Below are 24,357 nucleotides of genomic sequence, written 5' to 3' on the forward strand. Positions count from 1 at the left end.
CGTCATTATGAGTTATAATGTCTCTAGTATTTTAGAGAAAGCAGGGCATCCGGTGACTAGTCGTGAGAAGGATGCTTCGTGTCAAAAAATTGAATTATATTATTTGAAAAACCCTGACGGTACAGTGCGGTGGACTTGGCCGGTACATTTGCGTAAACCGTTATTTCTGAAATTCTATTCTGTATCCGGACTTAAGTCAAGGCTTTTTGTACGTTTAATTCATATCGTATTCCGTTGGCGACTACAGCGGGTGGTTTTTAAAAAGCTGTGTTATCATCTTGATAAGACCCATGAAAACGTATCTCCTCTTTTTTACCTTGACCAACCATGGGCATTATTCACAGGCACACCAGGACCCAATCAAAAAGCCGTATTGGTCACAGAAGTCGGTTCGAAATTTACGTTTATAAAGTTGAGTGCGAATGGATCGGCCAGAAAATTGTTACAAAATGAGGCCAATGTCATAGAAAAGCTCAACAAAGCCCGGCTACAGACTTTTAATTATCCTCAAGTCCTTTTCTCTAACACAGATCTTTTGCAGCTTTCCGATGTGTCTGAAAAGGGGATAAGGAGTACCCGGTTCTCTAATAGGCATTTACAGGCATTAGCTGAATTAAATAAGGCATCTGCTCGGGTTTTGCCTTTAAAGGAGCTTACTACCTGGCATCAGTTGAAAGAGGATTTAAAGAAAATTACAAAGGAGAAGGACGAGCGTATCCCTAAAGGTATGTTGAGAAAGCTGACAAAAATCGTGGAAGGGATGGATGAAAATATTATCGTAGAAACCTCTTTAAGCCATGGGGATTTTACTCCCTGGAATATGTATGAAAACCAAGGGAAGCTACAGATTTACGATTGGGAATTGTCACAAGAAAATTTGCCAATAGGTTTTGACGCGTTTCATTTTATCATTCAAAAAGGAATATTGATTGACAAAGAACCTTGGGTTGAAATCGAAAAGGAGATCAAACGTATATTGTCTCCTCATAACTTCCGAAAAGTATCTTCTTATCCGGTAGTGCAGCGGGATCTCAACAATTATCTTACTCTTTATTTAGTATATAACATTGTGTACTATTTAGGGGTGTATGCCAGACAGGAAGTGTGGCATACACAAGTTCATTGGTTGTTGAACACTTGGAATGAAGCCTTGAGTAGTTTACTTGTTCAAAAGGTTCGCCACCGGGAGCTGGTGTTAATGGATCTTTTTGATTTTTTGACGAACAAACCCTATGCGGCATTGAAATTCCCCGAAATTCATCCTGAAAAAGTGAGCGAATACTCGGACGTAGACCTTTGTGTTGAACGGAAAGTAAATAAAGAAATACGGGAGTATTTAGCCAGCTATCCGTTAATTAGTTATTTGAGGAGTGAGAAAAAGTCCTATATGGCTACACATCAGTTGATTTGTAAAGATGGAAGCTTGTTAAGCCTGGATCTTATATGGCAGTTCAAAAGGAAAGGAGTCGTATACCTGGATGCCCCGGAGTTATTACAGAATGCCGCTGCGAACAGTTATGGAGTAAAAAAAGCTTCTCCCAGGGATGATTTCCGGTATTTAGGGCTTTTTTATGCTTTGAATCATGCCTTGATACCCAGTAAATACCAATCTTATAGAAACTTTGTGAAAAACTCCCATGATCCTATCGATCAACAATTATATACTTATTCTCTACAGAAGAAAGGAGGGACTTCCACACTTCACCAACTTGTGCATACTCAAAAACATAATCGGGGAGGGGCATATTGGTTCAACCATCTCAACTACTTGGGCGATACGGTGAAAAGTATTTTTCTTCATAAAGGCATGACCATTACATTCAGTGGAGTAGACGGTGCGGGAAAGTCTACGGTAATTGAAAATATACGGTACATGGTTGAAAAGCAACTGCGAAAAAGGGTAGTGGTAATCCGCCACCGGCCATCCATATTACCCATATTAAGTGCATGGAGACTTGGCAAAATCCAAGCGGAACAGCAAGCAGCCGGCACCTTACCCCGGAAAGGCACAAACAAAAACTTTTTCTCTTCATTACTCCGGTTTGGTTACTATTATTCCGATTATTTTTTCGGGCAATATATTATTTATCTGAAGTACATTATCAGAGGCTATGTGGTGATTTATGACCGGTATTATTTTGATTTTATTAACGATAGCAGGAGAAGTAATATACAGTTGCCTTCATGGATTACCCGTTGGGGGTATTTTTTCCTCTTAAAGCCAGAACTGAACTTTTTCCTGTATGCAGATCCGGAAATTATTTTACACCGGAAGCAAGAACTGAATGCCAAAACGATAAAAGAGCTGACAGACAAATATCTACAACTATTTGACCGGCTGAATCCGAATATGAAGAGTGAGCAATATACACCCATTGAGAATGTCGATCTGAATACTACGCTTAATGAAATTTTTCACAAAGTCTCTACCGTCAAATCAAAATATGAAAAAACTCATTGAAAAGATAATCCGCTGGCGTAATCCTTCATTCCGGTTTGACCCCTTCTTGAATCAAACGGCCATCATACAATTTGTCTGGGTACATGGATGGGCGATGATAAGGGGACTAAGAGTATTTCTGTATTTTAAAAATCCCAAAGGAGCAATGTTTGGCCCGAAAGTCAGCTTTTTTAATTTACCCAAAATCAAATGGGGAAGGTTTTTGAAATTAGGTAAGGGGGTATATATCAGTGCTTTGGGCAAGAAAGGAGTTGTATTTGGAGACAATGTTGGTATAGGATCGTATAGCCGGATTGTGGTTTCTACTTCCCTCAATCATTTAGGAGAATTTATTAAGATAGGAAATAATGTAGGAATTGGCGAATATGCTTATTTGGGTGGGGCCGGAGGACTGGAAATTGGTGACGATTGTATTATCGGGCAATATTTAAGTTGCCACCCCGAAAATCACAACTTTGGTGATCCCGAGTCTCTTATCCGTCAACAGGGTGTCAGTCGACAAGGGATCAAGGTAGGGGCAAACTGCTGGGTCGGAAGCAAAGTAACCATATTGGACGGAGTGACTATTGGAGAAGGGTCAGTCATTGCAGCCGGAGCCATCGTTACCAAATCATTTCCGGCAAATAGCATTATCGGAGGCATTCCGGCAAAATTAATTAAAAGGCGAATTGAAAATGTATAAGACAATTTTAGCTACAGCTTATGCCATAAATCCTTATAAAGGTTCTGAAGACGGTATGGGTTGGAATTTTGTACGGCAGATTGCCCGCTTCAATACGGTGATCGCTATTACCCGGAAAAACAATCAGCCAATGATTGAAAAATATATGACGGAGTATCCCGATGTGGTGTATGAGAATATGCAGTTCCTATATTTTGATTTACCTTACTGGATGCGGTTTTGGAAGAAAAAAAGCCGTGGGGCCATGCTATATTATTGGATGTGGCAGCGGGCCATGCCCCGGTTTATCCGGAAACAGCAACTTTCTTTTGACATCATTCACAATTTGAACTTCCACAATGACTGGACTCCAAGTTATTTGTGGAAATTGAACAAGCCGTTTGTTTGGGGACCTATCGGACATCACCCTTCCATTCCGGGCCAATATTTAATAAATTATAACAATGTATACAACATAAAAAATAAAGCCACTTGGATGGTCAAACAAGCCTTTTGGAAATACTCCTCTTCTTTGAAAAAGACTTTGGATAAGGCCGATTATGTATGTTGTATGAATTCACATGTGGCAAAGGTTATTCCGTTACAAAAGGGGAAATACAGTATCATTCCTTCTGTGGCAAGTCAGGACTTTGGATATGAGCCCAAACAGCATAAGAAAGCATTTACACTTATTTCTGCCGGGAGGTTTGTTCCTCTAAAAGGGTTTGACTTAAGTATTTTGGCCTTTGCCCGATTTCTGGATTCACTACCCAAGGCAAAACGAGAGGATTGCAAACTTATCATTGTGGGGGCTGGCCCCGAGTTTCCCCTGTTGCAAAAACTTGTTCGTGAAAATAACATCGAAAATCAGGTGCAATTTATTCATTGGGTTGAAAGAAAAGAGTTGTTAAAACTGTATAAAAATGCTTCTGCATTTCTTTTTCCCTCTCACGAAGGGGCAGGCATGGTGGTGGCCGAAGCGCTTTCTTTCGGTCTCCCTGTGATTTGTTTGGATAACTCGGGACCGGGAGAGTTTATAGACGACACTTGTGGGGTTGCAGTAAAAGAAACAACATATACGCACACACTTACACAGTTGAGCCAGGCGATTGCCAAATTATATCAATTTCCTGAGTTGGCGGAAAGAATGGGGAAATGCGCCCGTATTAAATTTGAAAATCAGTTTCACTGGGATCGAAGAGGAGAGCAATTGCATTCGATCTATCAAAGCCTTTAAGACTATTAACAACCTAATCTTCTTAGGGTATTCGCAAACAATTCCGGAAAATGTGAGAGCAGACAACTTCGAGTTTTTCATTCCATAAAACACCTGTATGAAAATATTTGCTTTTCATTTATTAAACGATTACAGTGGTAGTCCTAAAGTGTTGATGCAATTACTGAAAGCTTGGGCGAATGAAGGTCTGGACGTTACCATGGTAACCTGTGCCGGAAAAGAGGGGTTCCTTTCCAACCTTGAGCATATTCAATATAGATACTTTTGGTATCAATGGGCAGCTAATCCTTTTATTCGTTTGTTCAACCTATGTATGAGTCAATTTCTTTTATTGGTTCAAATGATTCTAGTGGTTCGAAAAGAGGATATTCTCTATGTCAATACCGTACTGCCTTTTGGTGCGGCTGTCTTGGGAAAGATAAAGGGATGCCGGGTGATTTATCATATACATGAAACTTCCGTAAAACCTCCTCTTTTTAAAAAAATCCTGTTTGGAATTGTTCGTTGGGCTGCTTATGATGTGGTGTATGTATCAAAATATGTAGCGAACCAGGAAAGGGTAGAGGCCAAAAATACGTATATTTTGCACAATGCCATTGAGAATGAATTTATCGAAACGGCCGTTGCCCAACGTAAAGCAAAAGTACCTGATGGAAGGGTGCTGATGGTTTGTTCTTTGAAGGTATATAAAGGCGTGTTTGAGTTTGTCGAATTGGCAAAGCGGCATTCCGAATACCGCTTCCGTTTGGTGGTAAATGCAGATCAGGAGGCCCTGGATCTTTTTTTTGAAGGGACTACTTTGCCACAGAATTTGGAAGTGTTTCCAACACAAAAGGATGTGCACCCTTTTTACCAATGGGCGGATGTAATCTTGAACCTTTCTCGACCGGATGGTTGGGTGGAAACCTTCGGGCTGACCATCTTGGAAGGTATGGCTTATGGCTTGCCAGCTATTGTTCCTCCGGTGGGAGGGATTACGGAACTAGTCGAAAATCAAAAGAATGGCTTTCAAGTTGATTCCAGAAGGCCTCAAGTATTGTCGGAAAAGCTACGGGAAATCCTGAGCAATCCTTCATTTTATGCGCAACTTCAAGCCTTTGCATTATACAAAATCAACTTCTTTAAAGAAGATATTTTTATCAGGCAAAGTTTGCGCATTTTCCAACAGTCAAACAAGACTTTCAATAAATCTGATTTATCAACGAACCTTGAACCCACAACTTCTCAATCTATACTCAAAGATTGATGTTTTCATATGCAAAACATCCACGCATTAAACCAAGATTCTATGAAAAAAAATAGGAAGAAAAGGCTTGCCATTATCGGTACGGTAGGTTTACCTGCCAGCTATGGTGGGTTTGAAACCCTGGCAGATCACCTGGTTAAAAACTTAGGTGAATCGTATGATATCACCGTCTATTGTAGTGGCAAAAAATACCCTTCTCACAAACGGGCAGACCAGTACCTTTCTGCAAGGCTAAAGTATATTCCGTTGGAAGCCAATGGTATCCAAAGTATTCCCTATGACTCGATTTCTATCTTGCATGCGCTTTTTTATGCGGATGTGTTATTGGTCTTAGGAGTTGCAGGGGCTTGGATTTTACCATTTGTGAAAAAATTTACTCGGAAAAAAATTGTAATTTCTATTGACGGTATTGAGTGGAAACGGGACAAGTGGAATTTGTTGGCCAAGTGGTATTTGTGGTGGGCCGAAAAAGTTGCAGTAAAAAACTCACATATTGACATTTCGGACAATGAATCGATACAGGACTACACCGCCCGGCGGTATGGAAGTTTGAGTAGAATTGTGGAATATGGAGCAGACCATACCATAAAAACTTTTCCTTCACAAGAGGACAAAGAGAAATACCCGTTTTTACATGCTTCTTATGCCTTTAAAGTATGCCGGATCGAACCGGAAAATAATGTGCATAAAGTTTTGGAAGCATTTTCAAAACTTCCCTCTCATACTATGGTGATTGTAGGCAACTGGAAGAACAGTGATTATGGCCGGAATTTACGCGTCCAATACAGCCAATATCCCAATATTATCTTACTGGATCCGATTTATGAGCAAAGGACTTTGGACATGCTCCGGGGGAATGCAAAATTATATATTCACGGCCATTCGGCCGGGGGCACAAACCCCTCTTTGGTAGAAGCTATGTATTTGGGCTTGCCCGTCATCGCTTATAATGTCTCTTACAACAAGACGACTACAGAGAGTAAGGCAAAGTACTTTAGTACCTCAACAGAATTGAAAGAGCTCGTGCAGAACATTACGGCTGCAGATCTGGTGCTGATGGCTGCATCTATGGGTGAAATTGCCAACAGGCGTTATATCTGGAAGGTAATTGCCTCTAAATATGATCTCTTGATTCAAGAGGCTCTTTTTCAAAAAACAAAACCACCGGTAGGGCCGAAATTGAAGGACCTCGATCAGTCGGAATTGTTAAAACACAATGTTGCGCATTTACAAGATCAATATTATTTTTTTGAAAAGCGATAATCTATTTCAATATGAATCTGTCGGAAGAAATTGAACTGCTTATTACGGGAGTTTCCGCTTTAATTGTCGGCCTTATCCTGGTCCCAAGGTTGAAACGCTGGGCGGTAAAGGTGAAACTAGTGGATAAGCCCAATCATAGAAAGTTGCATACGGAGCCAATTCCTTTGGTAGGAGGGATTGCCATTGCGATTGCCTCATTTTTGACACTATTGCTCAGCGAAGCTTTTATCCATACTATTGACAGGCATCTCATTGTGTTAGGCGCCAGTACCTTATTGCTGATTGTCGGGGTGTTGGATGATAAGATGGACATCAAGCCTCTGTACCGTCTATTGATCCAAATGGGCTGTGCATATGCTGTTGCCTCTTCCGGGATTAGAATAAGTTCATTTTATGGGATTTTTGGGATGTATGAGTTGCCATTAACCATCCAGTACATATTTACGATTTTGGTTATTACAGGTGTAATCAATGCCTTTAACCTTATGGATGGCATAGATGGTTTGGCCGGAGGGCTTTCTATCATGGGCTTTGGTACGTTAGTCATTTTATCGTATTTGTTGGGAAGGTTTGATCTTGGCAATCTCTACATTGCTTTTTTCGGAGCAACTGCAGCTTTTTTGAAACATAACCTTAGTAAAAAGAAAATCTTTATGGGAGATGGGGGCTCTTTGTTCCTTGGCTTTACTCTTGTGATTGCAGGAATCCAAATGATTGAACTCGCCAGTCAGTCCGGAAGTATTCGCTCCACTACGGTTTTATTAATTATCATGGGGATATTTTGGATCCCGGTATTGGATTCTATCCGAGTGTATAGAAGCCGGATTAAGAAAGGGGTTTCTCCTTTCACTGCCGACAAAAATCACTTACATCACCTCTTTTTGTTGACAGGCTTAAGTCATCAAAAAACCTCTCTGTTAATAAATCTTTCCGCTCTGTTTTTTCTTTTGTCGATTGTTGTATTGGCTTACTATTTTCCTTTGACCATCGTATTATTTGTCGTTACTCTGCTTTTTATTTTGTTGGCCAGTGTACTGAACATTAACAAAAGCCTGAACGAGTGGCGGAATAAGATCAGAGAAATGGAAGAAGATTAAGAAGAAAATATACACCTTGAAGAAATTGAAAACAGATGATTCCATCCTGTCATTTACGAGATAACAGGATGGTTTTTTTATAAAGAGAAGTGAATTAAATATTCACGGAATTTAGCCTTTGTGTTCGCTGGCACAGTTGTAATGGTAAACCCCAAGGGTCGCGTAACATTACAATATGACTGCCGTCCTCAGTTTTTACCTCCTCTACAAAAGAGGCTCCGCAAGCTAATAACCTGTTTTTATCAGCCTCAGCATTTTCAGATTCGAATGCAAAATGAAAAGTGAGTTGATGTTGTTGACCGTATTCGATAATTGGAAATTCGGGCCGGTGATATAATTCGCAGACCACCCTGCCGGTGGAGTCGGCAAGAAAGAGCATATACGGAGGCTTATCCATTTGCCAAGCCACCTTGAGTTCCAAGTGTTCACAATACCAATCTCTTACGGCCAAAGGCTCGTTTACGTTAATCGCAAAATGTTCAAAAATCATATGAATGGTAATTTTAGTATGTGCACTAAAATTAACAATGAGATTTCGGAAGAGGTAAAAATGCACTGACTTTATAAAAACGTGGAAAGTTCTCTCGGTAAAAATACAGCGTTTTTTGGGGCTTAACCAAGGTCTATAGACGTTTCTGCAGGGGGCTTTTACTTCTGATCCATTTGAATATTTCCATGACGGCCAATAAGATAAGAGCAAGACCAAAGAATGTAAACCATTCTTTTAGGCTAATGGGATTTACCTCAAGTACGTTTCCCATCATAGGAGTATACATAGACAAGATATGTATACCCTGGGCTAAGAATACACCTACAATTAGGAAATAATTTCGACTCAAAGGAATCTTGAAAGCCGATTTTTTCTCCGAACGGCAATTAAACACATGTACATTTTCCAAAAAAACCATCAATAACAAAAGGAGGTTGCGAGCTTCTTTTTCAGCATATCCGGAGGATATCAGATGATTCCAGACAAAGAAGGCAATGAGTCCAATGGTCAATCCTGATACAACTACCTGGGAAACCATTTGTTCGTTAAAAATGCCTTCGGTCGGTTTCCGGGGGGGCTTTTTCATGGTGCCGGGTTCCCCCCTTTCAAAGGTCAGAGCTTTATCCTGGATTCCGTTGGTCACTATATTCAGCCAAAGTAATTGTACAGCCATAAGGGGTAAAGGCAAGCCAAAGCTCAGGGCTAGGATAAAGAGTACCACCTCTGCTCCTCCTGTGGAAATCAACAGGTAAATCACTTTTCGGATATTATCATACACATACCGTCCCTCCTCAATGCCCGTCTGGATTGTTGTGAAATTGTCGTTGGCAATGATAATGGACGCGATATCTTTGGCCAGGTCCGTACCGGAGCCCATCGCCAGTCCGATATGGGATTTTTTTAATGCAGGTACATCATTGACCCCATCTCCGGTTACGGCTACAAAATTTCCTGCATTTTTGAGACCTTCCACCAGTTGTAATTTCTGGAGGGGGGTGACCCGGGCAAAAACCCGGGCTTTTTGAAGGATGTTCAAGAACTCCGGATGATTGGAGCTTTCAAATTGTTCGATTTTTTTGCCTATTATGACTTGTTCAAAAGAATCCGCAATGTCCAATTCTTTGGCAATCCCGAAAGCCGTAACAGGATGATCCCCGGTAACCATAGAAACTTTCACACCTGCCTCCAGGCATTTTTGCACAGCCTCTTTTACTTCAGGTCTGAGCGGGTCTATAAAACATAAAAAACCTAGAAAGGTGAGATGGTGTACACATTCAGGTTGAAGCTTCTCTTTATCATACACTTCTTCCACTTGTCCAAATGCAACTGCCAATACCCGGTAGCCTTCATTGATCAAAACTTCATTTTGCCGTTTGAGTGCTTTGAGGTTTAATGCCTCGTTTCCTTGTATTGTTTGTACCTGTTCACATAATGCGACAATGGTTTCGAAGGCACCTTTTATAGCAATATTAATGGAAGTGTTTTCTTTAAAGAAGGTTGCCGCATATTTGTATTCGGATTCATAAGGTATGTTCGCGAGTATCTGGCTCTTGGTTTTCAGTTCTTCTGGAGAAATTTGCAATTTATACCCCATGGCAAGTACGGCAAGGTCCATTGCATCTCCATTGAATTTCCATTCCTTGTTTTTCATGTAAAGTGAACCCTCACTGCACAAAATGGCCATGGAACACAGAGTTTTAAGCAGCTCTTGTTCCCTGTCAGATGGCTTGCCATCTTCCAAGGAAAGTACGCTTCCATGTCCGTTATATCCTTCTCCGGTAACTTTGAAGTTTAGCTGATAGGGAAGGGAGATTTTTTTGACGGTTTGTTTATTTACCGTCAAGGTGCCGGTTTTGTCACTGGCAATGCAAGTCACACTGCCTAAGGCTTCCACCACTGTTAACTTTCTGATAATCATATTTCTTTTGGCCATCCGCCTGGTTGCAATTGACAAGGCTACGGTAATGGACACCGGCAAACCTTCGGGAATGGCGGATACCGCCAAGGCCACGGCAAAAAAGAAGACTTCTTGAATTTGCATGCCCCGGAACAAGGCGATGATTCCCAGAATAATCACTGCTATAAGTACGATAGCACTGATTTGCCGGGCAAATCTCTCCATACGGATAATGAGAGGGGGTTTGGCCGAGCTAGTTGTGGTGACGGCCTTGGCAATCTTGCCTACCTCCGTGTTCATACCGGTGTTAACTACAATCCCCAATCCCCGGCCTGCCATGATGGTGGTACCGGCAAAGGCCATATTGTGCCGGTCACTTACCGGAGTAGCTGTTGTCAGCAGTTTTGTATCCTTTATGACAACCATCGACTCTCCGGTGAGCAAGGATTCGTCTACCTCCAGGCGGTTAGTTTGAATCAGTCGTATATCTGCAGGCACCCGGTTGCCCGACTCCAATAGAACGACATCTCCGGGAACCAATTCCTCCGCCGACACCGTGGTTTCATGGCCGTTGCGTTTGACCAAAGCAAATATTTTTAATAATTTTTGCAAAGAGGCCGCATTTTGTTCGGCCTTCCACTCTTGCACGGTTCCTATCAATGCATTGAGAATGAGTACCCCGTAGATAAACATGGCATCCACTACTTCATCAATAATTAACGAAACCGAGCCGGCAATCAGTAATACATAAATAATCGGACTTTTAAATTGATTGAGAATTATCTTCAATAAGGTAGGAGGTTTTTGCTCCGGAAGTAGGTTCAGTCCATATTTTCGCTGCCTGACCTTAACCTCTTTATTGCTAAGCCCTTTCCGGCTACTCTCCGTTGCTTCTAATAACTCCGGCTCTTCTATTGAATGCCACTCCATTTTTTAGAAATTTTGTATGATTCGTAATACTATGAGCTGTAGGTTTTGTATGGGTAACCAGAGGATTAATTTGGTAGGGGTCTGACAAGTGATGGGCAAGATAAATGAATTGTACTCTTAATTGGCAAGCGCAAAGTAAGGAGAATATAAAGAATTTTATCTATATGATTTATATTGTCAAACCGGAAATAAGCAGGACTACCCAGTGTAGTTTTCAGAAGAATTTATAAATATAAGTCGCAAATTCAGTGTTTAAGTTCGTGTGGTAAGGTCAAATCTTCAAAAGCCTATAACCATAGAGGGGAATAGACATACACTTAAGTGGAAGGATGTGTAAACTACAGAGAGGCCAGAGCTTTTGTAATCCTGATTTCAGATGAAAAACCATAAACATTTTGAAATACGAGCATTGAGAACAATAAAAATAAATTAGGTTTCAATAGTCATAACCCATTGAACAAATTCGAAGGTTCAATGGGTTTATGATAGGTTATACAATGAAGTGGTCTACACTTCTAGTTTTTGACCGGAAATGGAATCAAAATCGGCTCATCAAGGCACTTTTTGAAGAGAAAAGCTATTGTTGCAAAAAGTAACACGGAGGAGGCGTTTTTGAAACATTTTTCAGGAAAAAGAAAAAGGTTAATTTACTTCAATTACTCGATCAAAAACTTTTTTGTGATCATTTGTCCTTGGGCTTCCGATTTGATCAAATACATCCCTTTGGGATAATTGTTCAAGTCTAGTTCCAATTGCTTTTGAGGACTGGCCACTTCCAACATCTGTTGAGATATCTGCACACCACTTGCATTAAGAATGGTGATAAGAACTTGTCGGGTGCCCTGTAGCCCTTCTAAATATAAAGTTGCTGATTCTCCTCCTTCCAAAGGGTTGGGATATATTCTTGAGGTCAATTGCACTTGGTTCGGTGGTACAATAGGGCTTGGGTCATTACTGCTACGTAAACGGTTGAGGTTGTTGAGACTGTTGAGAATAAAAACAGTATAATCTTCCACTTCACTAAAATACCCAAGCCCACAAGGAGTAGGAGTTGCCCCATACACGGTTCTGATCCTCATTCGTGTACTGTTTACGGCTGAAGCTGGGGGAGTCACTTGGGCCGTGTAGGAAGATGCCTGCCCTGTAGCACTTAACACTTCTTCGTTACTGCTGAAAGTCCCATCTCCATTCCAATCAATCCAAGCTTTAAGAGCCGTTCCGGCCCAGGAGGCTTGGAGGGTAATACTCAAGTTCTCACTGGTATTTATCGAAAGTTTTGCTTTTAAATGCGTAAAATCCGAATATCCATTTAGTTCAAAACCGGAATTGGTATTTTGTAAATTCCCCAAACTGACAGATTGGATGTATTGGCCAAGGGGTACTACATTGCTTACTGTACAATACGCCGGAGGAGCTGTACCTGTCGCTATCAAATTGGCCGGCTGCCAAAGAGGTTCCCGGCTGGGGTGTTGCAGGGCGGCCAGCATCCGGTCCACTTGACCTTCGGTAAACATGCGGTAACAATTGCTATAGTCCATATAGTTTTCCCCGTTGGGAACTCCGGCTCCCGGACAACGTTCCGTATTGGTATTGCAAAAGCCAAAGTTGCTTAGTGTGGCAGGGGTATCGTCTACATGGTCTCCGGGAGCATTACATCCATTGTCAAACGTATGGGCTAAGTTCAACCAATGGCCAAATTCATGGGTCAAAACACTGCGGAAGTTTTCATCGGTATTATAGCCCAGGTATCTTCCGTTATAGACCACCCGGGCCAGGTCGTTGTCGGACATAGAGGTATCGGGATACCAAGCTACTCCTGAGTTATTCGTCACACCGTTGTTGTACAAATCCAACATAACGTAGATATTCATGTATTTGTAATTGTCCCAGGCATACTGTTGGATTTTTGCGTTATACCCCCATCCATTTCCAAACCCTGCTTCTACCGGGTTAAATGTAATTCCATTGGTAGGATTGCCTTGAGGGTCTAAGCGGGCCAGTTTAAATTCTATATTTAGGGTTTGTTTAATGAGGGAAAAAGGAGCAGCAATCTGATTCCAATCCTCATTTAAACCGTTAAAGTCCTCGTTCAGCTTGTGTAAAGCGTTCTTGATGACATCTTCATCCACTATACTTCCTCCTTGATTTACCCCAAAAACATGGAAGACTACAGGAATGATATAGGTTACCTCTTGAGCCTGTTGCTTTGAAAGGGATTGTATGAAGTTTTGGCTAAATAGCTCAAACTGTGCGGCATTCTCTTTTGCTTCAGGGTGTCGGAGGTAAAACTTTTCCATTGCTTCATCTGTACCGCACTTGATCTTATCCTGAGCAAAGGCGATGGAATGGAGCAAGAGTACTGTTGTCAATAAAAAGCCGAATCGTTTTGGAATAAACTGGGAAAAGGGCACGACAAACTTTTGTGGACATAGAAAATATTTCAATTCCATAATTGACATTTTTAAAAAGTTTGAGATGTTAGTTTAAAAAATAGAAGTGTTCCAAAACACTGTTTTTATCAATCTGTTTGTGATAAAACTGATAAGATGAAATATAGGAGTGATTACAACAGTAAGCGCTTGACTGAGTTGAACAAGTATAAATACTTATACTCTAAGTAAAGGTAATAAATTAATAGAGGCAAAGGTAACTGGATTTGAATTTTTATTTACCTATTTGGTGGTATTGTTAATGTGTAAAACTGCTCTGCTTTGATCCTTGGGTTTAGAACATGTTTAAATTTCACCTTTTGGACTGTAAATTCCCATTTCAGGAACCTCAGTACAGTATTTTGAGTGGTCGAATCATCGGAGTGCCGAACCATCGGAATGTCGAATCATCGAAAGTCTACCACGAAGGTTTCAATACATAAGCGTTGCAGATATTTGATTTATACTTCGTTTTTTTGATAAAAATCTTAATGAAGTGGTTTACACTTCTAGTTTTTGACCGAAAAAGGAATCAAAATCGGCTCATCAAGGCACTTTTTGAAGAGAAAAGCTATTGTTGAAAAAAGTAACACGGAGGAGGTATTTATGAAACATTTTTCAGGAAAAAGAAAAAGGTTAATTCCCTTCAATGCTTAAATTTAACAGATTCATCGTTGTTTTTTGAAAAATACATCTGTTGAAGAAATTATCGAAACCTTGTATCAGGTATCACAAGTCACCTCGTCCCATTCTTGGTTATTGTATTTGATTAGCCAATTCAGAGCATAGTGTCTTTCATATACCACCCCCGGATGAACGGCTTGCATTTCTTGACCATTGATTCTCGCATCCACACAAGCCCAATCGATGCGGTAATAAAGATCGTTGGCATCCAGAATTGCCTTTTTACTTCTGGGTACTTTTGCAGATTGGATAAATGAATTGGGGTCTGTGTCAGAACCAATAGGATATTGTTCGGAAGGGATCGCGTTTAGGTCAGCCATATGGTTGGGGAAAGCCAAGTCCTCCACTATGCCTAAAGCCCACATCAATACCCAAATGCCTTCGCACTTCCAGGTTTCATAGTTTTTCTTTTCTTCGGTAGGGTTATTCAAAAAATCCAATTCTTTAGGAGTGGCTTTGTCAAGGAGCTTGTACCCGTTGAGATATTCTTTTGCCTGCTCTCCCGAAATGGCATTAAAAGCAACCATATTGGTAGTGGCCAACATTACCACCCGTTCGGCAATTTTTTCCACTGAGCGGATGCTAACGTTTTCATCGGATGGAATATAGGGTAAGTTGGAATTTACCTTCACCTGTTGTGCCATAAGGATGCTTTCACTGTTCTTCTTTCTCTCTACCTGCATTTCGGTGGCGTTTTCCTGAGGTTTGTCATGGTATTTGGTAAGAATATTTACCTTGAGCTCGGAAATTTCATTGTTTCCGTTCATATCCAGTATCAAGGCCAAATCTTTATCCAGAAAGTGTTGCGTATCTGAACGGGAAATGACCGTGTCAGGACGGGCAAATACAATCACGTCTAACGCTTGGCTTAATGCTTTGATCAAACTGATTAATTCAGGAAAGTCATTGATAGAAGTTAAAATCGAAAATTCACAATTCAGGGTCTCGATTTTCCGCATCAACAAGTATTTCACCTCTTCGTTTTGGCTGGACAAAGAATTGACAAAACCCAACATTCCCGACAGGTTTTGGGTTAACGAAGAGTCAATCTGCTCGATTTTGTATGAAGGTTTGGCCCTTTCTCTATAGTTTATCTGAAATTGACTTTTGGCTCCTGTCAAGCCATTGTTTGTGTTGACGGATATGCTTTTTGTCTCTCCACTTTCCGAATAACTAATTTCTTCATTGGGAAAACGGGTATTTATTTCTTCAATAATCTTTTCAAGTGCTAACTCATGTGCGTAAAGGGTGCAGTAGTTTTCCATTGAGATGTGAGTTTGTGTATAGAATCTATTTAAGCGTGCAAAAAGTTGAAGGTACAGAACTCCGTTTTGCTTTTCGTCCAAAAATACGAAGAAGTTTAAAGGGTTCTCTCCCAAAGAGAGGGGAATCATAAAAATCCCCGGATTCTGTGAGATATTTTATTCACCTTTGTTTTCCAATGCTTCTTTCACAAGTTCCCGTATGGGTACTTCGTCAATCATCACATCTTTTATGATAGCTTCTCCATTTCTTATCATCACCAACGCGTAGGATTTTTGCTGTTGATCCCTACTGGAACCCCGGTAAATCCGCTCGGCTTCTAATGCTTTTGATTCTTCCATATAAAACCTGTCAAAGGGATAATGAATATATAGAATATTGTCTGCAATAAAGTTTACCCTGACTTTAAGGTAATCGGCCGTATGGTTTGGTGCTTCCTTGGAAACATCCAGGAGTTTTGCATAATCGTCATTATCTTTCATCAAGGTAACATATACCCAATCCCCTTTCTTCCAGTTGGTATCCTCTGGTACCCGGATAGTATTTTCTTTATATTGTAGCGTAATGTATTTCCCCCTGAAAGGATCGTAAGGATCTACCGGAGCCGTTTGAAATTTATATTCTACTCCTGATTTTAAGATATCCTCACTATCCAAAATCATCTTTGCAGGTACATACAATTGAACGAGTACTACCAGGACAAATGCGGGTAGTATAAATTTTCTATTGTTCATCAGTTTTTCTCTTTTTTAACATATGATAATTGGATACAAAAAAGCCTATTCCCAGTAGTACGAAAACAACTCCTCGAAGCACAAAACTTAAGTTGCTATCAAAGAACTTACAAGTTACCAAGGCAGTGATGATGAATAGTCCGTAATTCATAATTCCCATATGGCTGGACTTAATGCCTCGCCAAATTGTAGAGAGACCTATGATTAAAATCAGTAGGTTGATCAGCAGCATCGGAGAGGAGATTAAGATGCCTATACCAGAAAAACAGGTAAGTAAAACAAAGGCAGGTTCCAGCAAGGGAATTTCCCGGAGGGGTTTGTTTTTCCAATATAAGAAAAGCAAACTAAGGGCTAATGATATTGAAACGATAAAATAAACATATTCCGGGATAAAGATTTCCGGGTAGATAAAATCATTTTGTAGCACGAAGCTTTGCCATAAACCATAAAACCCACTCCCAAGTAAAATACCCACCGTGCCAAACAGGCCCGCTCGATAGAATGTACTTTTCTTTGATTTTTGTATTTTAAAATGGCAAAACAAACCTGCCAGGTAAAATAATGCCATAAGGCTAATGATGACGAGATGTATATTCATTTCTGCCCATTCCAAGCTCCAACTGATAATAATGAAAATAATAGAAGGAAGGAGGAAAATATGGAAATTCAAACCAAGAATGAATATAGGAAGAAACAATACAAAGGCAAATTCCAAGGGCTGTCTTTCCCGGAGAGGTTTATTTTTCCATTGAAAGTAAAGTAAAACCGAAGCCATAACTGTCAGTATCGCTGAGGATAAAAATTCTGGGGATACGATCAACTCCTTGTAATGAAATTTATGTGCTGACAAGTCTTTCCAAAACCAATCAAAACTTAACCCCAGAAAAAGGGCAATGGTCCCCAGTGAGCCTATGATACGAAAGCCATTATTCCTTAACTTTTGCCGCCGGAAAAACTCCGAATTCCCGATAAGGTAGAACAAACCGAAAAGGCTGGTATAAGCGATAAACATCCATTCACCCATTTGATAGGCCACAGTGCCCAAAGTGATGGTGATTGAAAGGGGAATGAACCAATTGTGAAATATCATAAAATTGCTTCCTGGCTTTTTCTTGAAAAGGCTATAATAATGGGGCAAAGCAAGGAATAACAGTAACCAATAAAGGTAGGATTCTACTTGAGGATACGACCAATAACTGGTTTCTCCCGCATAGTAGGTGATGGCGATCAGGTAAAGCAAGGATACCACAGACGATTTCATTATATAAACCAAAGGAATACCCAGCAACGCCCAAGTAAGTAGGAAAGCACTGAGGTTGCCCGGTAAATGGTAGATTTGGGAAATAAGTGCGATACTGGCTCCTACAGTTAAAAACAAAAAGGTACTACTGCCTTCACGCCAAGAGAAGCTTTGCTGTTGACGAAGCAAGGTATATCCGCAAAGTGCTTGGCCAAGCAACAAAGGGATGAATGCCAAGGCGGTTTTTGTATTTCGGGAAAGTTCGTCCCAATTATGAGCGATGATTAAAATAACCCCAAGTCCGACCAAAAGAGCTCCCAGTACGGCAAAAATGATAAAAAGCCGATTCGTAGAAGTTTCCTTTTTTTGTTGGTAATATTCCTGTATTCTGTCAGCGGTTTCCTGCGAAATGATTCCTCCATGTACAAGTTCCGGTAACTGTTTTGATAAATTCATGATCCAGTATTAAAGGATGGTCAATGTTTACCTGTTACGTACCTTATTGTATACATGTTGCAGTCAGCCGTTATTTTTCCTTTTCACAAAAGGTAGGTTTATGCGATAACAACAGGTCTGATAAATTTGATTCTGTTACGAATATATTTTGTTGCGAATGATGGAACAGACTAAGCGAAAGGGAAGGTTTTTTATCAAATCTTATACACAGTCAGAAAATTATGATTTCCTGACTTCATTGGGTGTGCATCCAAAATAACGCTTAAAGGCGGTCATAAAATGTTGTGGGTAATTATAGCCTACACTACTGGCTATTTCAGAGATCGTCAACTCTGTGGATAATAATAAATGATGGGCTTTTTTCATCCTTAAATTTGTCAGAAACTCAAAAATGGTTTGCCCAAAAAGTTCTTTAAAACCTGTCTTTAACTTTGTTTGGTTAATACCTACTGATACTGCAAGGTAAGGAATAGTGGTATGCTCAAGATCTTTGCTGATAATGTCTTTTGCATGATGAATCGCTTCTATATCATTTTTATATAGTCTGGAGCGTGTAGGTTTGCTATCTTGAAGGAGGCATAGTTGAATGAGAAGTAACTCGGACACTTTAGATTCGATGTATAATCGTTTTAACTTTCCCGAATAATTATCTTTTCGTTGGTATATTTCTGTAATGATTTTTCGCAAAACCGGGTCTTTAGAAATAGAAGCAAATAGCCTTTTTCCTTTAAAAACACGATCCGTAATGGCATGATCAGCAAAATGAAGAGCATATAGATCGGGGCAAAAAGAGACCTCAAAGAATTCACCGATTCCTTGATCTACGTCCATATGAAATAAGTAATCGTCTTTATCTTCTTTAAATAACATGCATTCCCCCCGCTCAATATTAAGATAGCTTTTATGCTCACTCACACAGGAGCCTCTAAGGCAAAAATGTGCCACCACGCTTTCTTTTTCAGGAGAGACTGAATAGGTTTTGATACGGTTTGATTGATACTTCCCCCATTTTAAATGAATCCCTTCCAGAAAAACGTTTGTCAGATCTATGTCAAAACCATTGTTGTCGGATAAAGTATCTTTTCGCTCATCCACTTCAGAAGTCTTCGTATTTCTGTTTTTGAATTGATAGTTGGTATTATCTATAGACATTTTATACTTCATATTTCATCCGTTTGCGTAATGAATACTTCTTCTTGCGTATAGCCAGTTTAGGCCATAAACCACACTTTTGCGCAAAAGTAAAACTTATTTAGAATCAATACAAATAGTATATAATGTTCAATAAAATACTCTTATTCATATTGCTGATGGTATCGTCTATGGCGTGGGCGCAAAATACGGAAACTGTTAAAAAGGATACGGTATCGGATAGTCATTTACTACTCGAGGAAGTAGTTATTACCGTACAAAAAAAAACGTATAACACCGATCAAACCTCATCCTCTTTGCGGCTTGAGGAACATATAAAGGAAGTACCTCAGAATGTTCAGGTCTTGAATGAAAACGTAATCTCCGACCAACAACTATATACAATGGCTGATGCAATAGCCCGCAACGTGAGTGGTGCCAATCGGATTGAAGAATGGGGAGATCTGTACACTTATATCACAATGAGAGGGTCTAGAGCGGGCTCTTTGAGAAACGGAATGAATACCACCTTGAAATACGGTTTATTATCGGAAGATATGAGTTTTGTGGACCGTATAGAATTTGTAAAAGGTCCGGCTGGATTTCTGTTTTCCGGTGGAGAGCCAAGCGGTATGTATAATATTGTCACCAAACGACCTTCCGGGTATAATAAAGGGAGTGTTTCATTGAGTCTGGGCAGTTATGGTTTATACAGAGCTTCTTTAGATGTAGACGGGATCGTAAATAAAGACCAATCCCTGTTATACAGGGTGAACCTTTCGGCTCAAGACGGTCATTCATTCAGAGAATACGAGACCAGCAAAAGGTTCAACATTGCCCCGGTGATTCAATACCAATTTGATGAAAAAACAACTTTAACGCTGGAATATATTTTACAATATGCCCAATTGCCCGACTTAGGGATAAGTAATTTGTTTTCCAAAACGGGATATGGCACCGTGGCCAAGACCCGAACAATATCCGACCCCGGAATAGAACCCTCTGTTATAAAAGACCAAAACATGACAGTAAACCTTGAACATAAACTGAGTGACAACTGGAAACTTACTACGCAATTATCGTATTTTGATTATGATCTAAAAGGCTCCTTTTTATGGATTCAAAATATTGATAATGAGGGTTATTTACAAAGAATACGTTATATATGGGATGCTAAAAATGAAATGACATTCGGCCAGGCATATATAAACGGTAGCTTTAGTACGGGCATCGTAAAGCATAAGCTGCTTGGAGGCCTGGACTATAACGCTAAGAGTTATGTGGCTGATTTTAGCCAAAGTCATATACTGGATAGTGTAGGTACCTTTAATATCCATAGTGACCAGTACCAAAAACCCTATTTTGGTGTGGGACAATTTGATAGGAGTATTGATACTAAAGAGCGTGTAGGAGCAGGCTTTCTTTTAGAAGAAAATTTGATGTCTGTTTATTTACAAGACAGGTTATCCTTTTTGAAAGAAAAACTACATATAACCCTGGCCGGGCGGTATACCTACCTAAAAAATAATAATTATGGTACGGTGTCTGAAAATAAAAAAATTACTCCCAGGTTTGGGCTAAACTATGCTGTTACTGACCGTACTAATCTCTATGCATTGTATGACCAGTCCTTCGTTCCCCAAACCGGAAGGCTTCGGCATGGAGGTGAAATAAAACCCTTAACGGGTAATAATGTCGAATTCGGAATCAAAAAAGATTGGCGTAATCGAAAATGGAACACGACTCTCTCTCTTTACCGGATTACAAAGAATAATCAGGTGTCCAATGATCCGGATAATATCGGGGGTGAGAACTATGTTTTACAATTTGGGCAAACCAGAACACAGGGAGTTGAATTCGATATAAAAGGGGAGCTTCTTACCGGATTGAATGCCCTTGCCAATTATGCATTTACCGAATCGGTCATCACAAAATCAACGACACAATTCGAGAAGGGGACTTTTGTGCCTGGGTACACAAAACATACGATCAACACCTGGCTTAACTACCGAATCCAAAAGGGGAGTCTAAAAAAAATAAGTGTGTCTGCCGGTATGATGTATATGTTGGACAGGAGGACCTGGTGGAATGGTGATTTTAAAGGGGAAGACTTACCGGATTACTTTCGCCTGGATGCTGCTGTATCATGGAATTCTCAAAAAACACGGATAGCGTTAAACGTATACAATGTCCTGAATAAAGACCTCTACAATGGAGGCCACCATTCAAGTGGTTGGTATTATTGGCGGCCTGAATCTCCAAGAAATATCAGGTTAAACCTTACCTATAATTTTTAACATACTTATGGTAAAAGCAACGGTGTTTCAGGATAGTACTACCCATCACCAGAAAATATGAAGAACTCTAAATTAATGATACTACTCGTTTCCTTTCTCACTTTTTCTTGCGCTCAATCAGTTAAAACACCTCCTAAAGAAAAGTACAACAGGGTGATGGTGCTCGGTCAGAACCCATTAGAGATACTTCTGGATTTAGGGTTAAAAGACAAAATTGCCGGTATCGCCTATCTGGATAATGAGAATGTTTTTAAACATTACCCAGGATTACCTGTACTGTCTTTGGGATGGCCCAATAAGGAAAGTGTCTTGTCTCTCCAGCCTGATGCGATCGTTGCTTTGGAGTCTGCTTTTAAGCATCAACGGATTGGTAATGAGGGATTTTGGAGGGAGAGAGGCGCGGAAATCTGTGTTGTCGATAACTATAATTCGGACAAAAACTTTAATAATTATTATAAAGATTTAGAAACTGTAGGAGCACTCTTTGGCATCAAGCATACGTCAGACTCCATCGTTGACAATCTAAAAAAAGTCGCAGAAAAGTATACCCAAATAAAAAATATCCGGATGCAAAAAGTCTTGCATTTATCCTATACGGGGATGTCCGGCCAATTCTATTATTATCCTCCTTCTATGTGCTTGCTTGATGAGATCGTTGACAATTGCGGAGGGGAATATATAAACCTTGGCATCAACTACTTTATTATGCCTTTAGAAACGATTATGAAAGTAAATCCGGATAAAATAATCCTTACCCGGTTCAGAAAAAGGAAAGATGAGGATGTGATCGCCCAAATAATTAAAAATCCGCACCTCAAATATGTAAAGGCCGTTAAGCAGCAAGAAATTATCGAGGTGGATTATACCCGTGCCATTCGAGGTACTACTGAAATGGAAGCTATTTATCTCTCAATATCAAACTTTCTTAAGCGATGAAATGGGTACGAACAATTTTAATACTATTTGTGATATTGCTATTCTTATCCGTAGTGACTTTAAAGATGGGGCAAATAGAGATATCGATCACACAAATACTGGATTCTTTCTGGATACGGAGCGGTTACGATTTAATCACTGATGTTATTATAAACCTGCGTTTGCCAAGAGTAATCTTTGCTATCTTATCAGGGGCAGGTTTAGCTTTATGCGGATATATCATGCAAGCCTCTATTCAAAACCCGCTTGCAGACCCTTATGTATTGGGTATATCTTCGGGTGCTTCACTAGGCGCTTCATTAGCAATCGTACTCAATATTTCTTTAGGAAGTCTTATCGGAGATCATTTGATCATTTCAATATTTGCTTTTCTTGGCTCCTTTATGACCATGGTATTGGTAAACCTGACTTCTAATTATAAGGGAAATGCGACAACCGAAAGGATCATTTTGTCGGGAGTGATTGCCAATTCACTTTGTATCGCCTTAACCAACCTGATGATGTATTTGGCCAAAGATGCCGAAAGTGTAAGGAATATAACCTTTTGGACTATGGGGAGCCTATCCGGCATTTCCTGGACACAAGTCAATCTATTAACAGTAGCTACCATGATCTCGGTTATTTTCTTTTTGACGCAGTATCGCGCGCTAAATCTGATTAGTCTGGGAGACGAAGCGGCAGCTAGTTTGGGGATTAATGTACGGAAGAAAAGAAATATATATATCCTTGCTGTTACCTTCCTTACCGGGGTTATTGTCTCGCAATGCGGGATCATTGGGTTTGTCGGTCTTGTAGTACCTCATGCTGTGCGTAAAGTTTGCAGGACTTCTAGTAGCCACATACTGCCTATAGTACTCCTGAGCGGGAGTGTCTTTATGTTATTTGTTGATGCCTTGTCGCGAAGTATTCTTGTTCATCAAGAAGTTCCGATAGGCATTGTCACCTCACTCATAGGGGCACCCGTTTTTTTATTCATATTTATCAAAAGGAAATAGAGTCATGATGATTAATGTAGAGGACTTAACAATAAAAATTAAGGAAAAAACGATTCTCGAAAATATTTCTTTTAAGGTTTTACCAGGGCAATTTGTAGGGATCATAGGTTCAAATGGAAGCGGGAAATCCACTTTGATTAAAAGTTTGTATAAGATATTAGAACCTTCTTCTGGGAGCATACTTTTCAACAAAAAAAACATTTCCGGGATGTCACATGCGGAATTAGCTAAACACGTTGCTGTTGTAGGGCAATTCAATAGGACTGACCTGGATTTTTCAGTGAGAGAATTTGTAGTGATGGGCAGGTACCCTCATAAGAAAAGATATGAACGGATGAACCGTGAGGATTATACAATCGTAGAGCAAACTTTAAACCTATTGGAGATAAGGGATTATCAGGATAGAAAGATATCAAGCTTATCAGGAGGGGAAAAACAAAGAGTTGTTGTGGCGCGTGCTCTGACACAACAGCCTAAGTGCTTGATTTTAGATGAACCTACAAATCATTTGGATATTAAATATCAACTGCAGCTTTTTAAACAATTAAAAAAACTACCTATCACGATAATCATGAGTATTCATGATATAGCATTTGCCTATAATTTTTTTGATCGGATATTGGTTCTGGTTAAGGGAAGGCTTCTGATGACAGGAACCCCCGAAGAAGTCATTACGCCTCAAACCATTAAGCAAATGTTTGATGTCAATGCTCATTTAATTCCTTGTGAAAGCCAAAATAAGACAGCTGTGATTTATGAAGATGATTAATCCGGTAATGACTTAAGACATGTTTTAAATGGCTAACGGGCTTTCAATACAATTGAAAAAGTTGTTGACCCCTGTGATACAGGTTGCAGTCGGCCGTTATTCATCCTTATTCATAAAAGGTGTGTTGAATTTGATCGCGTT

At 40.0% G+C, this 24,357-nt stretch carries 17 protein-coding genes; 10 read left to right on the top strand and 7 right to left on the bottom strand.

Annotation, left to right across the window (positions count from 1 at the left end; translation table 11 throughout):
• Positions 1-7: 7 nt before the first annotated feature.
• From AAG747_RS18630 to AAG747_RS18655, 6 genes are all read left to right on the top strand, one after another.
• Positions 8-2,461, top strand: a complete 2,454-nt coding sequence (locus AAG747_RS18630) for a nucleoside/nucleotide kinase family protein (RefSeq protein ID WP_346822727.1) — start codon at positions 8-10, stop codon at positions 2,459-2,461.
• A complete protein-coding gene (locus AAG747_RS18635; RefSeq protein ID WP_346822728.1) occupies positions 2,445-3,143 on the top strand; it encodes an acyltransferase in 699 nt (232 codons plus the stop codon). The genes AAG747_RS18630 and AAG747_RS18635 overlap by 17 nt, the downstream gene beginning before the upstream one ends.
• Positions 3,136-4,359: a glycosyltransferase family 4 protein gene (locus AAG747_RS18640; RefSeq protein WP_346822729.1), complete on the top strand. Its 1,224-nt coding sequence runs from the start codon at positions 3,136-3,138 to the stop codon at positions 4,357-4,359. The genes AAG747_RS18635 and AAG747_RS18640 overlap by 8 nt, the downstream gene beginning before the upstream one ends.
• Before the next feature lie 97 nt (positions 4,360-4,456).
• A complete protein-coding gene (locus tag AAG747_RS18645; RefSeq protein ID WP_346822730.1) occupies positions 4,457-5,605 on the top strand; it encodes a glycosyltransferase family 4 protein in 1,149 nt (382 codons plus the stop codon).
• A 42-nt stretch (positions 5,606-5,647) separates the two neighbouring features.
• Positions 5,648-6,868, top strand: coding sequence for a DUF1972 domain-containing protein (locus AAG747_RS18650; RefSeq protein WP_346822731.1), 1,221 nt, complete (start codon positions 5,648-5,650; stop codon positions 6,866-6,868).
• A gap of 11 nt (positions 6,869-6,879) precedes the next feature.
• A complete protein-coding gene (locus AAG747_RS18655; RefSeq protein ID WP_346822732.1) occupies positions 6,880-7,965 on the top strand; it encodes a glycosyltransferase family 4 protein in 1,086 nt (361 codons plus the stop codon).
• Between the two features lie 94 nt (positions 7,966-8,059).
• Here the strand turns inward: AAG747_RS18655 and AAG747_RS18660 are convergent, their stop codons facing one another.
• The 7 genes from AAG747_RS18660 to AAG747_RS18690 all read right to left on the bottom strand — a co-directional run bounded on the left by AAG747_RS18660 (position 8,060) and on the right by AAG747_RS18690 (position 19,252).
• Positions 8,060-8,455: a VOC family protein gene (locus AAG747_RS18660; RefSeq protein WP_346822733.1), complete on the bottom strand. Its 396-nt coding sequence runs from the start codon at positions 8,453-8,455 to the stop codon at positions 8,060-8,062.
• Between the two features lie 133 nt (positions 8,456-8,588).
• On the bottom strand, positions 8,589-11,282 hold the full coding sequence (locus AAG747_RS18665; RefSeq protein WP_346822734.1) for a cation-translocating P-type ATPase: 2,694 nt from the start codon (positions 11,280-11,282) through the stop codon (positions 8,589-8,591).
• Positions 11,283-11,938: 656 nt separating this feature from the next.
• Positions 11,939-13,732, bottom strand: coding sequence for a M43 family zinc metalloprotease (locus tag AAG747_RS18670; RefSeq protein WP_346822735.1), 1,794 nt, complete (start codon positions 13,730-13,732; stop codon positions 11,939-11,941).
• A 701-nt stretch (positions 13,733-14,433) separates the two neighbouring features.
• Positions 14,434-15,660, bottom strand: coding sequence for a DUF4272 domain-containing protein (locus tag AAG747_RS18675; protein WP_346822736.1), 1,227 nt, complete (start codon positions 15,658-15,660; stop codon positions 14,434-14,436).
• A gap of 156 nt (positions 15,661-15,816) precedes the next feature.
• Positions 15,817-16,392: a GDYXXLXY domain-containing protein gene (locus tag AAG747_RS18680; protein WP_346822737.1), complete on the bottom strand. Its 576-nt coding sequence runs from the start codon at positions 16,390-16,392 to the stop codon at positions 15,817-15,819.
• On the bottom strand, positions 16,382-18,088 hold the full coding sequence (locus AAG747_RS18685; protein WP_346822738.1) for a DUF2157 domain-containing protein: 1,707 nt from the start codon (positions 18,086-18,088) through the stop codon (positions 16,382-16,384). The genes AAG747_RS18680 and AAG747_RS18685 overlap by 11 nt, the downstream gene beginning before the upstream one ends.
• Positions 18,089-18,307: 219 nt before the next feature.
• Complete coding sequence (locus AAG747_RS18690; RefSeq protein WP_346822739.1) at positions 18,308-19,252, bottom strand: helix-turn-helix domain-containing protein; 945 nt, start codon at positions 19,250-19,252, stop codon at positions 18,308-18,310.
• Positions 19,253-19,365: 113 nt separating this feature from the next.
• On the opposite strand from AAG747_RS18690, the gene AAG747_RS18695 reads away from it, so the two are divergent.
• From AAG747_RS18695 to AAG747_RS18710, 4 genes are read left to right on the top strand one after another with little or no spacing between them, the layout of a single operon-like run.
• Positions 19,366-21,516 (top strand): TonB-dependent siderophore receptor, encoded by a 2,151-nt coding sequence (locus tag AAG747_RS18695; protein WP_346822740.1) that lies wholly within the window; start codon positions 19,366-19,368, stop codon positions 21,514-21,516.
• Positions 21,517-21,573: 57 nt separating this feature from the next.
• Positions 21,574-22,452, top strand: a complete 879-nt coding sequence (locus tag AAG747_RS18700) for an ABC transporter substrate-binding protein (protein WP_346822741.1) — start codon at positions 21,574-21,576, stop codon at positions 22,450-22,452.
• Positions 22,449-23,447 (top strand): FecCD family ABC transporter permease, encoded by a 999-nt coding sequence (locus AAG747_RS18705; RefSeq protein ID WP_346822742.1) that lies wholly within the window; start codon positions 22,449-22,451, stop codon positions 23,445-23,447. Before AAG747_RS18700 ends, AAG747_RS18705 begins: the two co-directional genes overlap by 4 nt.
• Positions 23,448-23,451: 4 nt before the next feature.
• Positions 23,452-24,216 carry an ABC transporter ATP-binding protein gene (locus AAG747_RS18710; RefSeq protein ID WP_346822743.1) on the top strand — a complete coding sequence of 255 codons (765 nt, stop codon included), beginning with the start codon at positions 23,452-23,454 and terminating at the stop codon, positions 24,214-24,216.
• Positions 24,217-24,357: the final 141 nt, after the last annotated feature.

The sequence above is a fragment of the Rapidithrix thailandica genome, assembly GCF_039710355.1.
Lineage (GTDB): Bacteria > Bacteroidota > Bacteroidia > Cytophagales > Flammeovirgaceae > Rapidithrix > Rapidithrix thailandica.

Bases quoted from the DNA above. Each gene is read 5' to 3' on its own strand.
- AAG747_RS18630 (WP_346822727.1), top strand. From the start codon at position 8: ATGAGTTATAATGTCTCTAGTATTTTAGAGAAAGCAGGGCATCCGGTG.
- AAG747_RS18635 (WP_346822728.1), top strand. From the start codon at position 2,445: ATGAAAAAACTCATTGAAAAGATAATCCGCTGGCGTAATCCTTCATTC.
- AAG747_RS18640 (WP_346822729.1), top strand. From the start codon at position 3,136: ATGTATAAGACAATTTTAGCTACAGCTTATGCCATAAATCCTTATAAA.
- AAG747_RS18645 (WP_346822730.1), top strand. From the start codon at position 4,457: ATGAAAATATTTGCTTTTCATTTATTAAACGATTACAGTGGTAGTCCT.
- AAG747_RS18650 (WP_346822731.1), top strand. From the start codon at position 5,648: ATGAAAAAAAATAGGAAGAAAAGGCTTGCCATTATCGGTACGGTAGGT.
- AAG747_RS18655 (WP_346822732.1), top strand. From the start codon at position 6,880: ATGAATCTGTCGGAAGAAATTGAACTGCTTATTACGGGAGTTTCCGCT.
- AAG747_RS18660 (WP_346822733.1), bottom strand. From the start codon at position 8,455: ATGATTTTTGAACATTTTGCGATTAACGTAAACGAGCCTTTGGCCGTA.
- AAG747_RS18665 (WP_346822734.1), bottom strand. From the start codon at position 11,282: ATGGAGTGGCATTCAATAGAAGAGCCGGAGTTATTAGAAGCAACGGAG.
- AAG747_RS18670 (WP_346822735.1), bottom strand. From the start codon at position 13,732: ATGGAATTGAAATATTTTCTATGTCCACAAAAGTTTGTCGTGCCCTTT.
- AAG747_RS18675 (WP_346822736.1), bottom strand. From the start codon at position 15,660: ATGGAAAACTACTGCACCCTTTACGCACATGAGTTAGCACTTGAAAAG.
- AAG747_RS18680 (WP_346822737.1), bottom strand. From the start codon at position 16,392: ATGAACAATAGAAAATTTATACTACCCGCATTTGTCCTGGTAGTACTC.
- AAG747_RS18685 (WP_346822738.1), bottom strand. From the start codon at position 18,088: ATGAATTTATCAAAACAGTTACCGGAACTTGTACATGGAGGAATCATT.
- AAG747_RS18690 (WP_346822739.1), bottom strand. From the start codon at position 19,252: ATGAAGTATAAAATGTCTATAGATAATACCAACTATCAATTCAAAAAC.
- AAG747_RS18695 (WP_346822740.1), top strand. From the start codon at position 19,366: ATGTTCAATAAAATACTCTTATTCATATTGCTGATGGTATCGTCTATG.
- AAG747_RS18700 (WP_346822741.1), top strand. From the start codon at position 21,574: ATGAAGAACTCTAAATTAATGATACTACTCGTTTCCTTTCTCACTTTT.
- AAG747_RS18705 (WP_346822742.1), top strand. From the start codon at position 22,449: ATGAAATGGGTACGAACAATTTTAATACTATTTGTGATATTGCTATTC.
- AAG747_RS18710 (WP_346822743.1), top strand. From the start codon at position 23,452: ATGATGATTAATGTAGAGGACTTAACAATAAAAATTAAGGAAAAAACG.